Annotated in this window: 16 protein-coding genes and 3 pseudogenes; 16 read left to right on the top strand and 3 right to left on the bottom strand. The window is 62.5% G+C overall.

Annotated elements, in window-relative coordinates:
• Positions 1 to 14: 14 nt before the first annotated feature.
• The 13 genes and pseudogenes from P5W99_RS11600 to P5W99_RS11540 form a co-directional block, all read left to right on the top strand.
• Positions 15 to 200: pseudogene (locus P5W99_RS11600) on the top strand (ArsI/CadI family heavy metal resistance metalloenzyme); the annotation flags it as partial.
• A gap of 76 nt (positions 201 to 276) precedes the next feature.
• Positions 277 to 600 carry an ArsR/SmtB family transcription factor gene (locus tag P5W99_RS11595; protein ID WP_421024559.1) on the top strand — a complete coding sequence of 108 codons (324 nt, stop codon included), beginning with the start codon at positions 277 to 279 and terminating at the stop codon, positions 598 to 600.
• A 12-nt stretch (positions 601 to 612) separates the two neighbouring features.
• Positions 613 to 1,089 carry an ArsI/CadI family heavy metal resistance metalloenzyme gene (locus P5W99_RS11590; RefSeq protein ID WP_421024558.1) on the top strand — a complete coding sequence of 159 codons (477 nt, stop codon included), beginning with the start codon at positions 613 to 615 and terminating at the stop codon, positions 1,087 to 1,089.
• 9 nt (positions 1,090 to 1,098) lie between these two features.
• Positions 1,099 to 1,593 (top strand): arsenate reductase ArsC, encoded by a 495-nt coding sequence (locus tag P5W99_RS11585; protein WP_421024557.1) that lies wholly within the window; start codon positions 1,099 to 1,101, stop codon positions 1,591 to 1,593.
• Between the two features lie 13 nt (positions 1,594 to 1,606).
• The gene (locus P5W99_RS11580; RefSeq protein ID WP_421024556.1) at positions 1,607 to 2,101 is read left to right on the top strand and encodes an arsenate reductase ArsC; all 495 of its coding nucleotides are present in this window, start codon (positions 1,607 to 1,609) and stop codon (positions 2,099 to 2,101) included.
• 23 nt (positions 2,102 to 2,124) lie between these two features.
• Positions 2,125 to 3,195, top strand: a complete 1,071-nt coding sequence (gene arsB / locus P5W99_RS11575) for an ACR3 family arsenite efflux transporter (protein ID WP_421024555.1) — start codon at positions 2,125 to 2,127, stop codon at positions 3,193 to 3,195.
• Positions 3,196 to 3,214: 19 nt separating this feature from the next.
• The gene (gene arsC / locus P5W99_RS11570) at positions 3,215 to 3,649 is read left to right on the top strand and encodes an arsenate reductase (glutaredoxin) (RefSeq protein WP_421024554.1); all 435 of its coding nucleotides are present in this window, start codon (positions 3,215 to 3,217) and stop codon (positions 3,647 to 3,649) included.
• Positions 3,642 to 4,364, top strand: a complete 723-nt coding sequence (arsH, locus tag P5W99_RS11565) for an arsenical resistance protein ArsH (protein WP_421025255.1) — start codon at positions 3,642 to 3,644, stop codon at positions 4,362 to 4,364. The genes arsC and arsH overlap by 8 nt, the downstream gene beginning before the upstream one ends.
• A gap of 3 nt (positions 4,365 to 4,367) precedes the next feature.
• Positions 4,368 to 4,724: pseudogene (locus P5W99_RS11560) on the top strand (MFS transporter); the annotation flags it as partial.
• A gap of 86 nt (positions 4,725 to 4,810) precedes the next feature.
• The gene (locus tag P5W99_RS11555) at positions 4,811 to 5,356 is read left to right on the top strand and encodes an aspartate carbamoyltransferase (protein ID WP_434660853.1); all 546 of its coding nucleotides are present in this window, start codon (positions 4,811 to 4,813) and stop codon (positions 5,354 to 5,356) included.
• Between the two features lie 18 nt (positions 5,357 to 5,374).
• Positions 5,375 to 6,220 (top strand): arsenite efflux transporter metallochaperone ArsD, encoded by an 846-nt coding sequence (gene arsD, locus P5W99_RS11550; RefSeq protein WP_434660851.1) that lies wholly within the window; start codon positions 5,375 to 5,377, stop codon positions 6,218 to 6,220.
• 9 nt (positions 6,221 to 6,229) lie between these two features.
• Positions 6,230 to 7,993: an arsenical pump-driving ATPase gene (arsA, locus tag P5W99_RS11545; protein ID WP_421024551.1), complete on the top strand. Its 1,764-nt coding sequence runs from the start codon at positions 6,230 to 6,232 to the stop codon at positions 7,991 to 7,993.
• 81 nt (positions 7,994 to 8,074) lie between these two features.
• On the top strand, positions 8,075 to 9,157 hold the full coding sequence (locus P5W99_RS11540; RefSeq protein WP_434660849.1) for an ArsO family NAD(P)H-dependent flavin-containing monooxygenase: 1,083 nt from the start codon (positions 8,075 to 8,077) through the stop codon (positions 9,155 to 9,157).
• A gap of 451 nt (positions 9,158 to 9,608) precedes the next feature.
• On the opposite strand, the gene P5W99_RS11535 is transcribed toward P5W99_RS11540, so the two are convergent.
• The gene (locus tag P5W99_RS11535) at positions 9,609 to 10,235 is read right to left on the bottom strand and encodes an AraC family transcriptional regulator (protein WP_421025254.1); all 627 of its coding nucleotides are present in this window, start codon (positions 10,233 to 10,235) and stop codon (positions 9,609 to 9,611) included.
• Positions 10,159 to 10,497, bottom strand: a complete 339-nt coding sequence (locus P5W99_RS11530; protein WP_421024549.1) for an AraC family transcriptional regulator N-terminal domain-containing protein — start codon at positions 10,495 to 10,497, stop codon at positions 10,159 to 10,161. Before P5W99_RS11530 ends, P5W99_RS11535 begins: the two co-directional genes overlap by 77 nt.
• A 184-nt stretch (positions 10,498 to 10,681) precedes the next feature.
• On the opposite strand from P5W99_RS11530, the gene P5W99_RS11525 reads away from it, so the two are divergent.
• Entirely contained in the window at positions 10,682 to 11,680 is a 999-nt protein-coding gene (locus P5W99_RS11525; RefSeq protein WP_421024548.1) for a zinc-binding dehydrogenase, read from the top strand.
• 3 nt (positions 11,681 to 11,683) lie between these two features.
• Positions 11,684 to 12,313, top strand: coding sequence for an MBL fold metallo-hydrolase (locus P5W99_RS11520; protein ID WP_421024547.1), 630 nt, complete (start codon positions 11,684 to 11,686; stop codon positions 12,311 to 12,313).
• A 71-nt stretch (positions 12,314 to 12,384) separates the two neighbouring features.
• On the opposite strand, the pseudogene P5W99_RS11515 reads toward P5W99_RS11520, so the two are convergent.
• Positions 12,385 to 12,590, bottom strand: a pseudogene (locus P5W99_RS11515) (transposase domain-containing protein); the annotation flags it as partial.
• 614 nt (positions 12,591 to 13,204) lie between these two features.
• Between P5W99_RS11515 and P5W99_RS11510 the strand changes: the two are divergent.
• Positions 13,205 to 13,663, top strand: a complete 459-nt coding sequence (locus P5W99_RS11510; protein WP_421024546.1) for a hypothetical protein — start codon at positions 13,205 to 13,207, stop codon at positions 13,661 to 13,663.
• Positions 13,664 to 13,679 lie beyond the last annotated feature (16 nt).

Genomic DNA, 13,679 nt, shown 5'->3' with positions numbered 1-13,679 from the left:
CACCCCAGGGTGTACAGGACTACACGAATTGGATGCTCGATCATCCGCGGGTCAATTTCGCGATCTCGCAGCGCGGCGCGACGCTGGGGTTTGACCACCTGGGCATCCAGGTCGAAAACGAGGCACAACTCGCCGAAATACATGCGCACTTGCAAGATGCAGCCCCTCCCGTCGGTGCGCAGAGCGGCACGGCCTGCTGCGCGAAGGCCGGACTCGAGATTAAGGACCAGTTGAGATTGTCTTGCACCCGTCATATATTTCGAATATATTGGAAATATGGAAGATAAAGACGTTATCCGTGCCCTTGCGGCACTTGCCCATGAACTGCGCCTGCGCGTATTCCGTATGCTGGTTGTCGCCGGCCCTGCCGGACTGACGCCCGGCGCCATCGCAGGGCAACTCGACATTCCCAACGCAACACTCTCCTTTCACCTGAAGGAGTTGATGCACGCGGGGCTCGTCACGCAGGAACGCGATGGTCGCAGCCTGATCTATCGAACCGCCTTCGAGCAGATGAACGCGCTGCTCGGCTTTCTGACCGAAAACTGTTGCCAGGGCGAAGCGTGCCTCACCCCCGGCTCCGATTCCTGCAAATGCTGAAGGAGAACGTTCATGAAGCGGTTTCACATCCACGTCCACGTTGACGATCTTGCAGCCAGTGTCGCGTTCTATACGAAGCTGTTTGCCGCCGAGCCCGCGCGGGTCGAAGCGGACTACGCGAAGTGGATGCTGAACGATCCACGCGTGAACTTCGCCATTTCGACGCGCGGCACGAAGGCCGGTGTGGACCATCTGGGCTTCCAGGTAGATGACGCCGACGAGCTCACCGAACTCGCGCAGCGAGCAAGGGCTGCGGACATGGTATTGCTGGACCAGGGCGAGACCACGTGCTGCTATGCGCGCAGCGCCAAGCACTGGATCATCGATCCGCAGGGTATCGCCTGGGAGCATTTTCATACCCTCGATAGCGCACGCGTCTATGGCGAAAGCACCCAGCAACTCCCGCCGTCACGAACATCTGCATGCTGCGTCCCGCGCGGAAATCCCGTTGACGTTCCCGTGAAACCGGCCGGTTCGGCCTGCTGCTGAGTGCACCTCATGACCGACAGAATCTACAACGTCCTGTTTATCTGCACCGGCAATTCGGCCCGATCGATCCTCGCTGAAGGCTTGATGAACCACTACGGCGCGAACCGCTTCAAGGCATATTCAGCGGGGAGCCACCCAACCGGCCTCGTCAATCCCTATGCGCTGCAAGCTTTGCAGAAATTCGGTATCGGGGCAGACGGATTCCGCAGCAAGAGCTGGGACGAGTTTTCGCGCGACGGTGCCCCCGAGCTGGATTTCGTGTTTACAGTCTGCGACAAGGCCGCGGGCGAAATGTGTCCTATCTGGCCGGGTCAGCCCGTGACGGCCCATTGGGGCGTAGCTGATCCCGTATCGGTTGAAGGCAGTGAAGCGCGCAGGCAGCAGGCGATCTGTGATGCCGCCGTCATATTGAAACGCCGCATCGAACTGTTCCTTTCGTTGCCTCTCGACAAACTGGACGCCGTGGCACTGCGCAAGGCCGTGCATGACATCGGCAAGAAATAAAACAGTATCCACGATGACCACCAACGTACTCATTCTCTGCACCCACAATTCCGCGCGCAGCGTGCTCGCCGAGGGCATGCTGAACCACTGGGCGCAGAAGCTCGGCAAGGACGTCCGCGCATACAGCGCAGGCAGCGCGCCGAGCGGGCGTATCAATCCGTTCGCGCTCGAAGCGCTGACGAACGCGGGCATCGATACGGAGGGCTATCGCAGCAAAAGCTGGGATGAATTCGCGAAGGACGGCGCGCCCCAGATGCGCATCGTCATCACGGTGTGCGACAGCGCGGCCGCGGAGCAGTGCCCGTACTGGCCTGGAAGTCCGATCAAGGTGCACTGGGGCTACGCCGACCCGTCCAATGCCCAGAGTGGCGACGAAGGCAAGCGGCAGGCGTTTGAACTCACACGCCAGGCGATCGGCTATCGCATGCAGCAGCTGCTTGAACTGCCGTTCGATCGTCTGGGCGATGCCGAGCTCCAGCAGGCGCTGAACGACATCCTGCAAAGCTAATCCATTTTCCGCCGAGTCGCCGTATGAACACCCCCAATGTTGCCGCTTCAAGCAAGACCGCTTCGAAACCGGCCATCAGCTTCTTTGAGCGCTACCTGACCGTCTGGGTCGCCCTGTGCATCGTCGCCGGCATCCTGCTCGGCCAGGTCCTGCCCGGCGTCTTCCAGACAATAGGCCGGATGGAATACGCACAGGTCAATCTCCCGGTCGGCCTGTTGATCTGGGTGATGATCATCCCGATGCTCGTCAAGGTCGATTTCGGTGCGCTGCATGAAGTCCGTCAGCACATCAAGGGCATCGGAGTCACGCTCGTCGTGAACTGGCTGGTCAAGCCATTTACGATGGCGTTTCTCGCCTGGCTGTTCATCAAGCACCTCTTTGCGCCCATGCTGCCCGCTACGCAGCTCGACAGCTATGTGGCCGGCCTCATCCTGCTGGCCGCGGCACCCTGCACGGCGATGGTGTTCGTCTGGAGCCGCCTGACCGGCGGTGACCCGCTGTTCACACTCTCCCAGGTTGCACTGAACGACAGCATCATGGTGGTCGCCTTTGCGCCGCTCGTCGGCCTGCTGCTCGGCATCTCCGCCATTACGGTGCCGTGGGCGACGTTGCTCACCTCGGTCGTGCTCTACATCGTGATTCCGGTGATCCTCGCGCAGATCCTGCGCAAGGTGCTGCTCGGCAAGGGGCAGGCGGTGTTTGATGTCGCGATGGCGAAGATCGGCCCCTGGTCGATCACGGCGCTGCTGGCGACGCTGGTGCTGCTGTTCGCGTTCCAGGGCGAGGCTATCCTGAAGCAGCCGCTGGTCATCGTCCTGCTGGCTGTACCCATCCTGATCCAGGTGTTCTTCAATTCGGCGCTCGCATACGGTCTGAATCGTGCGGTCGGCGAAAAGCACAACATCGCGTGCCCGTCGGCGCTGATCGGCGCATCGAACTTCTTCGAGCTGGCTGTTGCTACCGCTATCGGCCTGTTCGGTTTCAACTCAGGTGCCGCGCTCGCAACGGTCGTTGGCGTACTGATCGAGGTGCCGGTCATGCTGCTGGTCGTGCGCATCGTCAACCGCTCGAAAGACTGGTACGAATGTGCCTGAGGTCTACGGAAAGAACCACATGAGCAACGTCGTCATCTATCACAACCCGGATTGCGGAACCTCGCGCAATACACTCGCGATGATCCGCAACGCGGGCATCGAGCCAAGCATCGTCGAGTATCTGAAGCTCCCCCCGTCCCGCGAGAAACTTGTCGAGCTCATTGAGCAGTCGGGACTGGCCGTGCGCGACGTCATGCGTCGGAAGGGAACGCCCTACGCCGAACTGAATCTGGACAACCCGGCACTCACCGATGAGCAGTTGCTCAATGCGATGATGGCGCACCCGATCCTCATCAACCGGCCGATCGTGGTGACGTCGCTCGGTGTTCGCCTGTGCCGTCCTTCCGAAGTCGTTCTCGAGATTCTGCCGAATCCGCAACTCGCGGCGTTTTCGAAGGAAGACGGCGAAGCGGTCGTCGATGGGGAGGGCAAGCGTGTCCGATCTGATGGCTGAGCTCACGACTGACCTGCCGCAGGTCGACCCGACGTTGTTTCGGGTACCCGATATCGACCAACTGCAACCTGCGAAAGCGTCCCCCCATCCGCCGCGTATCCTGCTGCTTTATGGTTCGCTGCGGGAACGCTCGTTCAGCCGCCTGCTGACCGAAGAGGCCGCGCGCCTGCTGACGGCCATGGGCGCCGAAGTCCGCACGTTCAACCCGGGCGGCCTGCCGCTGCCGGACGACGCGCCGGACAGTCACCCCAAGGTGTCAGAACTGCGGGAGCTGGTGTTGTGGTCGGAGGGCATGGTCTGGTGTTCACCGGAGCGGCATGGCGCGATGACCGGCATCATGAAGGCGCAGATCGACTGGATTCCGCTTTCGGTCGGCGCGGTCCGGCCGACCCAGGGCAAGACGCTCGCCGTGATGCAGGTGAGCGGTGGGTCGCAGTCATTCAACGCGGTCAACCAGATGCGCGTGCTCGGCCGCTGGATGCGCATGCTGACCATCCCGAACCAGTCGTCTGTGGCCAAGGCATTTCTGGAGTTCGATGAAGCCGGGCGCATGAAACCGTCCGCCTATTTCGATCGCGTGGTCGACGTGATGGAGGAACTGGTCAAGTTCACGTTGCTGACCCGCGATATCGGTCCTTACCTGGTCGACCGGTACAGCGAACGCAAGGAAAGCGCGGAAGCACTGATGAAGCGGGTGAACCAGGCCAGTATCTGATCTATGCCGGCCTTCGCTCCCCGTCGCCACGAGAACGACAACGCCGAAACATGGGCGCTGGCGATTGCCCAGCTTGTCTCGTGGGGGGCGATCTACTACGCGTTCTCGCTATTTGTCGTGCCGATGGAGCACGAGCTGGGATGGAACCGGACGCTAACCAACGGAGCACTTTCGCTCGGGCTGCTCGTTTCCGGTCTGGCCGCCTATCCGGTCGGAAACTGGATCGATCACGGGCACGGCCGCCTGGTAATGACGACGGGATCGCTGCTCGCATCCGCGATGCTGGCCATCTGGTCTCAGGCGGATAGCGTTGCGACGCTTATTGTGGCCTGTGTGGGCCTCGGCGCTGCGATGGCGGCGAAGCGTGTGCCCACCGTATGATTTCACTCAACCGTCGAACAGGATGCTGGCGCCGGATTCCAGCACACTTCCAGGTGGAATACTCCATGAAACGCCGTTCAGCCCCAGTCGTCGCGGCATCGATCGCCGTCCTGCTTGGCATCGTTGTTGCACCGCCGCCCACCCTTGCCGATGTCACGGCGCGCCAGAAAGAGGTTGCGCAACACGGCGCGGACGTGATGCCGTTCTCGCTCGCGGCGACCACCCACGTCTTCACGAAGACCGCCGACGGTGGCATCCAGCGGGTCGTCACGAAGCACCCCGACGCGAAGCAGACCGCGCTAATCCGCGGACATCTCGCGGCGATCGCCCGTCGCTTCTCGGCAGGCGATTTCGGAGCGCCAGAGCAGATCCACGGCAACGACATGCCAGGCCTCGCCGTATTGCGTACGGCACAGCCTGGCGAGCTGAAGATCGACTATCGCGACGTTTGCAGCGGCGGCGAAATCGTGTATCGCAGCGAGCAGCCTCGTCTGGTCGCCGCGCTGCACGACTGGTTCGATGCCCAACTGTCCGATCACGGGGACGACGCGATGGCCGGGCACGATCCGGGCGCGATGCATCACCATCCGGCAGACGCTTCGGCGCCGTGAACGTATAGGAGGGCTGGCATGAGCGTGCCTGAGTGCGAGATTCGCCGCGCCGCCGCCACGGACTTCGACGGCATTCGCGCGTTGCTGGACCTCTGCGGGTTGCCCGCAAGCGACCTCGCCGCGCAAAGCCTCGGCGGCTTCCACGTGGCCGTGCGCGACGCCGAGATCATCGGAGTAGCGGGACTGGAACAAGCCGGCGATGCGGCTCTGTTGCGTTCGGTCGCCGTTAACCCACGCCTGCGCGCATCCGGGCTGGGTAGCCGCCTTATCGACGCTTCCCTTGCGCTAGCGCAAATGCGATCGCTGCGCGCGCTTTACCTTATTCCGAACGATGAATCCGCGCTGACCTTCTTTGCACGGCGCGGATTCACACGCATCGAGCGAACCCACATTCCCGAGGCGATCCGCGGTCTGCCCGAATTCACGCACCTTTGTCCGCAGACGCATCCGTGCTTGTGGAAATCGCTCAAACCCGATTGCTCTGAGGGGCCCGCCATGAAGAAACTCGAAGTGTTCGATCCCGCGATGTGTTGCTCGACGGGCGTTTGCGGTGTGGACGTGGACCCCGTGCTGGCGCAATTCGCCGCCGACCTGAAGTGGGTGGAGGCGCACGGCGTGACCGTGACCCGCTACAACCTGGGCCAGACGCCGCAGGCGTTCGCGGCCAACGCCGCAGTGGTCAAGGAAATGGAAGCCGGCATGGAACGGCTGCCGATCCTCGTGGTTGACGGCCATATCGTGTCGACCGGCATGTATCCGTCGCGCCAGCAACTCGCGCAGAAACTCGGCATCGTGCTCACGACGTCGGAGAAGCCGCATATCAAGATCGGTGGCCGCTGTTCGCCGGGCTCGGGGTGCTGCTAGGGAGCGCCCATGTCCCTTCCTGAAACGCAGACCCGCTATCTCTTCCTCACCGGCAAAGGCGGCGTCGGCAAGACATCGCTTTCCTGTGCCACCGGCCTCGCCATGGCGGATGCCGGCAAGCGGGTGCTCATCGTCAGCACAGACCCGGCGTCCAATCTCGACGAGGTACTCGGCGTCGGCTTGAGCCAGTTGCCGACCGCGGTGCCTGGCGCGGCGGGCCTGTTCGCATTGAATATCGACCCGGAAGCAGCCGCACATGCCTACCGGGAACGCATGGTCGGGCCGTATCGCGGCGTCTTGCCTGCCGCGGCGATCCGCAACATGGAAGAGCAGTTTTCCGGCGCCTGCACCGTCGAGATCGCGGCCTTCGACGAATTCTCCAAACTCCTGGGCGACCCGGCTGCGACGGCCGATTTCGATCACGTGATTTTCGATACCGCACCGACCGGGCACACGCTGCGCCTGTTGACGTTGCCTTCGGCGTGGAACGAGTTCATCTCGTCATCGACGGGAGGTGCATCCTGCCTCGGTCCGCTAGCCGGACTGGAGAGGCAGAAGGCGCTGTACGCGGCGACCGTCGAACGCCTGTCGAGCGCAATGCAGACCACCGTCGTTCTGGTGAGCCGGCCCGAAGTCGCCGCGCTGCGCGAAGCGAATCGCACGCGGCACGAACTGGCAGAACTCGGCATTCGCAACCAGGTGCTGGCGATCAACGGCCTCTTTGCCACGGACCGGCATGACGACGCGATCGCGACGGCCATGGCGCAGCGCGCGCAACAGGCGCTGACCGAGATGCCACGCGAGCTGGCCGTCCTGCCGCAAACGCGCATTCCGTTTCTGCCGCGCGGCACGGTCGGGCTGGATGCGCTGCGCGACATGGCGCATCCCGAGCGCGTGCGCATGCCGACCGAACGCCGCATGCCCGAAACCGCCTTGCCGCCGGGCCTGGGCGGCCTCGTCGACGCGCTGTCGGCCGCTGGTCACGGCGTCATCATGACGATGGGCAAGGGAGGCGTGGGCAAGACCACCGTAGCGGCAGCCATCGCCGTCGCGCTCGCAGGGCGCGGACACGACGTGATCCTCTCGACCACCGATCCGGCCTCGCATGTGGCCTCCACCGTCGATGGCGTCGTACCTCGCCTGAGCGTCACACGCATCGATCCGGCGCGGGAAGTTCAGCAGTACACGGAAGAGGTGCTCGCCAAAGCCGCACCGCATCTCGACGCGGGCGGCCGGGCGATGCTGGAAGAAGATCTGCGCTCGCCCTGCACGGAGGAAATCGCCGTCTTCAGGGCCTTCGCGCATACGGTCGATCAAGGCAGGTCCGGCTTTGTGGTGCTGGACACCGCGCCGACCGGGCACACCATCCTGCTGCTGGATGCCGCGGAGGCCTATCACCGCGAAGTCATGCGGACGCAGGGTGACATGCCGGAGTCGGTCCGTCAGTTGCTGCCGCGCCTGCGCGACCCGGAGTACAGCCGGATCCTCATCGTCACGCTGCCCGAAGCGACTCCGGTTCACGAAGCGGAACGCCTGAGCGCCGACCTCGCGCGCGCCGGCATCACGCCGTACGCGTGGGTCGTCAACCAGTCGCTGCTGGCGAGCGGCACGACCGATCCGATGCTGTGTCAGCGCGGCACTTACGAGGTGCCGTTCGTGCGCCGCGTCGCGGACAACCTGGCGCAGCGCACCGCACTGATTCCGTGGCTCGCCGAGGCGCCGGTCGGGCCAGTTGGCCTCGAGCACGTGATTACGTCGCGGGCGGCCACCTAGTGCAGTGGACCGACCACCGCCTTTAAGCTCAATGGGCCGCGTGACCGCCAGAATTCGAATCAGGAGATGGGACGAAAGCGCATGCCTGCAGAGATTGATGTCGTAGTCATCGGAGGTGGCCAGGCCGGGCTTGCCACCGCCTACTTCCTGCGTCGTGCGGGGCTCGACTATCTCGTGCTGGATAACCAGAGCGCCGCCGGAGGCGCCTGGCTACATACCTGGGACTCGCTACACCTGTTTTCGCCGTCGCAATGGAGTTCGCTGCCAGGCTGGCAGATGCCGGTAACACACGACACCTACCCGTCGCGCAACGAGGTTATCGACTATCTGGCGCGATATGAGGAGCGTTATCACATCCCTGTCCGGCGCCCCGTTCATGTCAAATCCGTTTCACGCGTTCAGGGTGACTTGCTGGTCAGCACTGATCGCGGGGAATGGATTGCCAGGGCAGTCGTGAGCGCGACCGGCACCTGTAGCGCACCCTATGTGCCGGACTACCCCGGACGCGAGATCTTTTGTGGTCGTCAGATGCATTCGGCGCAGTATCGCAATCCGGACGATCTGCGCGGACAAAACGTGCTGGTCGTGGGCGGCGGCAACTCAGGCGCGCAGATCCTGGCGGAGGTATCGACGGTCTGCAACGCTACGTGGGTGGCGCTGCAGGACCCTGTTTTTCTTCCCGACGACGTAGATGGCCGGGTCTTGTTCGAACGCGCGACCGCCAAATGGCAGGCTCTACGCGACGGGCACACGACGATGGCGCCGGTAGGAGGTTTGGGCGACATCGTCATGGTGGCCCTCGTACGGGAGGCGCGTGCGCGAGGCGTTCTGCATGCAACGCGTCCGTTCAGCCACTTCGATACAGACGGCGTCGTCTGGAGCGACCGCACGCATTCCCGCATCGATGTCGTGATCTGGTGCACCGGGTTCCGCCCCGCACTCAAACATCTTGACCCGCTACAGATCTGTAGTGCCGATGGCTTGCCGAGGACAGATGGGACGCACGCCAGAGACGAGGAACGCTTGGGGCTCGTCGGCTACGGCGAGTGGTGCGGGGCTGCGTCGGCCACGCTCATCGGTGTAATGCGTAGCGCTCGCGACGCGGCGGGGAACATAGCCCAATATCTGCGCTCTATACAGCCGCGCAGCACATCGACACCGTAGCCGATAGGGGCTTCACAAATGAGGCATCGCCCCCTTTTACCTGTCACGCCACGTCCTGGTTATGTGGTCGGCGCCGGGGATCGAGGCCGAGCCGTAGTTTCCAGGGTGCCCCGTGCAGGGTACGATGAAGGCAAACCTTAACCGAAAAATGGGTCCGTTCCTTTGCGTTGAGCGGACGCTCGCACGGCCATGTGGAGTCGCTGGCGAATGACCGATCGTGGCCGCGTACTGCCTGCTGGGGAACGCTGGCTCTTGGCCGCCGCCGTCCCGTCGGCGAATGCACGAAACCGACCCAGTTCAGTCTTCCGTTCCACGCGTATGAACGTCATGACCGAACACAACACCAGTCACTCCAGGCGTCGTTCATGCCCGAGCCTGCGCGCGACGCGGCCCTCGTTGTGACGGACGCTTGTCTGCCACGATTAGCCGACGGGGACCGCGGCGTGCGGCATCAGTTCGTTACATCACGGTGCGGTGGCGTGCCGAATTGCCTCGCGTATTCCCGGTTGAATTGGGAGGGACTTTCATAGCCCACCTCGTAGGCAACTGTCGACGCATTCAAGCCCTTGACCAACATCAACCTTCGAGCCTCGGTCAGGCGCAGCCACTTCTGGAACTGCAGCGGACTCATCGATGTGAGGCGCTTGAAGTGGTGGTGGAAGCGGGACACGCTCATGCCCACCCGGGCGGCGAGCTCACCGATGCGCAGGGGTTCACGAAAATGATTTTTCAGCCAGTCGATGGCCCGAGCGATGCTCTGGTTCTGATCGGCAATGGAAGCCATCTGCCACACGTGATTCTTAACGTCGCTGCGAAGTAGGCGATAAAGGATCTCGCGCTGTAGCAGTGGGGCTAGTTCTGGCAATAACTCGGGCTCGTCCAACAGCCCGATCAGTCGATCCAAAGCAGACAGTAGCCCTGCCGTCGTCTTGCCCAACACGATGCCGGGACCGGTTCTCGCCCGCTCCCGAGGATGCTGCAGGCCGGTCTCCACGACTATGTTACTGATCGCACGCGAGTCGAGTCGCAACACCACACTCAGGAACGGCAAGTCGAGCGAAGCCTGCGCAACCTGCATCGCCACTGGCAAGTCCAACGACGTGAGCAAAAAGCGATGCCTGTCGTAGGGCGTAGACCTCGGAGCCCAGCCACGTTTGCTTCACGCCCTGAACCGGCACCGCGATGGCGGGTTCCATCAGGCAGTCGAAGGGCGAATCGGCGTGTGTGTGCCGGTGTAAGGTCAGGCCTGCAATCGCGGGCCCGTGCTGCTCGGCGTCGCCAGTCCACCGCGCGATTCGCGCCGCCAAGCGGCGTCGATTTGTCTCGAAGTCGTCGTCCATGGGCCCAACTGTAAGAGTAGGCTCTGCCTTCATCAAGAAGATTGGCCTAAGGTCAGGAGGATTAGGCAATTTTCCGGGAGCATCCACCTTCCGCGACCGATCGCGTCGGGCCAAACTGCATTGCGTGCACGACGGATGTCGTGCCAGGCGTGATCGCCGTTCTGAACACCGCAAAGGAATCCCGATGAAAGCTCATGTGTACCGCCGAAACGGCGAGCCGACCGAAGTGCTCGGCTTCGAAGACATCGCCGCCCCGGCGCAACCTGGTCCCAACGAAGTCACAGTCCGCATCACCAAGCGCATGGTGCATCCGATCGACGACTTGATGGTGCGCGGCTACATCCCCTCGCCGATCCCTGCCGAGGGAGCTATTCCCGGCGGCGACGGTGTCGGTGTCGTTGAACAGGTGGGCGCGGACGTCGATCCCGCCACCAGCATCAAGCCGGGTCAGCGAGTGATGCTCTTCCCGGCGCACGGTACGTGGTCGGAGCGCGTGGTTGCGCCCGCCATGGCCGTCATTCCGGTCCCGGATGATGTCAGCGATACGACCGCGTGCCAGATCGCCATCAATGGCATCACCGCGATCGTGCTCATGCGTGCGGCACTGGCTGCCTCCGGCGGTGCGCCATTGCTGGTCACGGCCGCCGGCTCCAGCGTCGGCCGCAACCTGATCGCGCTGGCGCAGATGCACGGTGCCAAGGCCATCGCGCTGGTGCGCAGCGACGCCGGTGCAGCGATCCTGGCGCCCAGCGTTCCCGGCGTTGTCGTCGTCAGCTCGGAGCACGACGGATGGGCTGCTAAGGTGACCGCCGCAGGCGGGCAGGCCCCGGCCGTGGCGATCGATCCAATCGGCGGCGAGATGAGCGCCCAGCTCCTGAACGTGCTCGCCGATGGTGGCACCTTGCTGACCTATGGTGGCCTCGACCCGCGCCCGTCGGCGATCTCCACGATCCCGCTGGCGTTTCGGCAACTGACGTTGAGGGGTCTGAACGCCTATGGCTGGCTTGCGAGCACGGCCGCGCAACGTGCGTCCGACATTGCCGGCCTGTTCGAACTGGCGCGCCGGGCTCCGCAGAACTTTGCTGAATACCGCGAGTTCGCTTTCAAGCACGCGACCGAAGCGCTCGCTGCGGCCCACGCGACGCCGCGACGCGGGGCGACGATCTTGACTTCGGAAATTTGAACCATGCAGCAGCTCTTCCCTGACCTCTGGCAGACGCAGACGGAACACCCGTTCCACGGCGTCACCTCACACGCCTATCTGCTGACGCGGCCGGAAGGCAACATTCTGTTTTACGGCACCGGTGTCTTGGAGGAGTTGCAGCCGATCAAGGATCTGGGCGGGATCGTCCGCCAGTACCTGTCCCACCGGGACGAGGCCGGGCCGGCACTGGCAACGATAAAGCAGACGTTCGGGTCGGCCCTGTGCTGCCACAAGCTGGAGGCCAAGGCCGTCAAGTCGTACTGCCCCATCGACGTGACCTTCGACGCGCGCGAGACGCACCTGGGCAACATCGAGGTCATTCCGACGCCGGGGCACACCTCGGGCAGCACCTGCTTCATGTACCGCTCGCCGCACGGCAAGACCTATCTCTTCACCGGTGATTCGCTCTTCCCCAAGGGGCAGTCTTGGGGAACGCTGATCTGGCCCTTCTCGGGAGGGCGAAAATCCAGTCTTAGAGTCAGTCTTGGCCTGTTGCGCGAACTCGATCCCGACGTGGTGATTGCCAGCGCCTGCCAGGGGCCAACGCCCGTCTCGATGACCTCCGCGGATGAATGGCACACCATCGTGGACGGTGCTATTGAACGGCTATAGCCGTACGGCCGCGTTGATCTGATGGTAATTAGCACCGTCGCGAATTTCGTTGACGACAAAGATGTGAACTGTCAGCGAATGGGATTGATGCGTGCGGAGGCTGGCAACAGCGGCGCGACGTTCCAAGGTAACGGTTCGTCGATGCGGTTGACGGGATGATCGGCGATGCGTCGATGACGTAGTGCAGGTAAGTTTCTGGATCGATGCCGTTTAGCCGCGCTGAGCCGATGAGACTGTACATCGCCGCCGCTCGCTCGCCGCCGGAGTCGGGGCCGGCGAGGTGTCGTTGAGGATGTTCAACCAAGCTTAACCAACCTTACTGATCGGTGTCGAAACATGCATGGCGCCCCAAACCGGCGCAAGCCTTTCCTGCAGTTCTCAATTTCCTTGCCGTTTTTGACTCACAATTTCAAATGTAATCGGATCGCTGCGGGACACTACCGAACTCTCGCTGAACGGAGTCCCAGTCCGTTCGACATGATGCGCGTAGTGACTTGCATTGAATTCTAAATGGAAGATGGATGCGGACGAACCGTGCAGCACGCATCGCAGATTTAGTTGCGGCACGTTTGAGCAACCATATCCAATCAAGTCGATGCGGGAATCTTAGGCGGTCAGTTGCCGAACAAACCGGCACGGCATCCGTTGCTCGTTCGCAGAGCTGTCTTTTCAAATCTCACGCGTATGTTTGAGGAATGACAAAGACCGACCGTCGGCGTTGTGCGCTCACCACGAAATGAAAAAAAGTGCATTGCTCCAAGGTGTTCCGCGTCTATCCGAGGTATTTCGCAAACGTCCGCTTCCCGAGCGACTGCGGCATTGACGCCCTGTCCGATGGGATACACGATGGCTTCAAGCGCTCCAATCACCCAATGCAAATGGACGGTCGCCATGCCCGCACCGAAGACCTACACGAAAGCACAATGGGACGAGTTTGCCCGGCGACTCGACGCACTACCGGAAAAGCCACCATCGGAACGGCGCGTCACGGTACGCGATGCAATGCCAAAGGTCCGAGCCCATATCAATGCGGCTCGCGCGAAGGGATATTCGTTCGAGCAACTGATCGATCAGGCGAAGCAGGCCGGCATCGACGTAACGGCCAGCGCGCTTCGATATGCTCTCCAAGATGCGACGAAACGACGAGCAAGCACTCGGCGAGCGGTTGGCTCGTCCCATTCGCCCGGAAAAGCGGACCAGCGTGGCGCCTACCCGGTCCTGAGGAAACCCGATCAGCAGAGCAGTACAGCATCAGGGACAAGGATGGGGGTGGGCAATAACAAATCCGGATCGATGGTCATTCACGACGCATTCAGTTTTGCGATCACACCGGATACGGAAAATCTATGAACGCGAAAGCGATGAA

The organism is Paraburkholderia sp. A3BS-1L (assembly GCF_051125215.1).
Lineage (GTDB): Bacteria > Pseudomonadota > Gammaproteobacteria > Burkholderiales > Burkholderiaceae > Paraburkholderia.
Note: the sequence above shows the minus strand (reverse complement) of the source record. Positions and strands in the feature narration are given on the sequence as shown.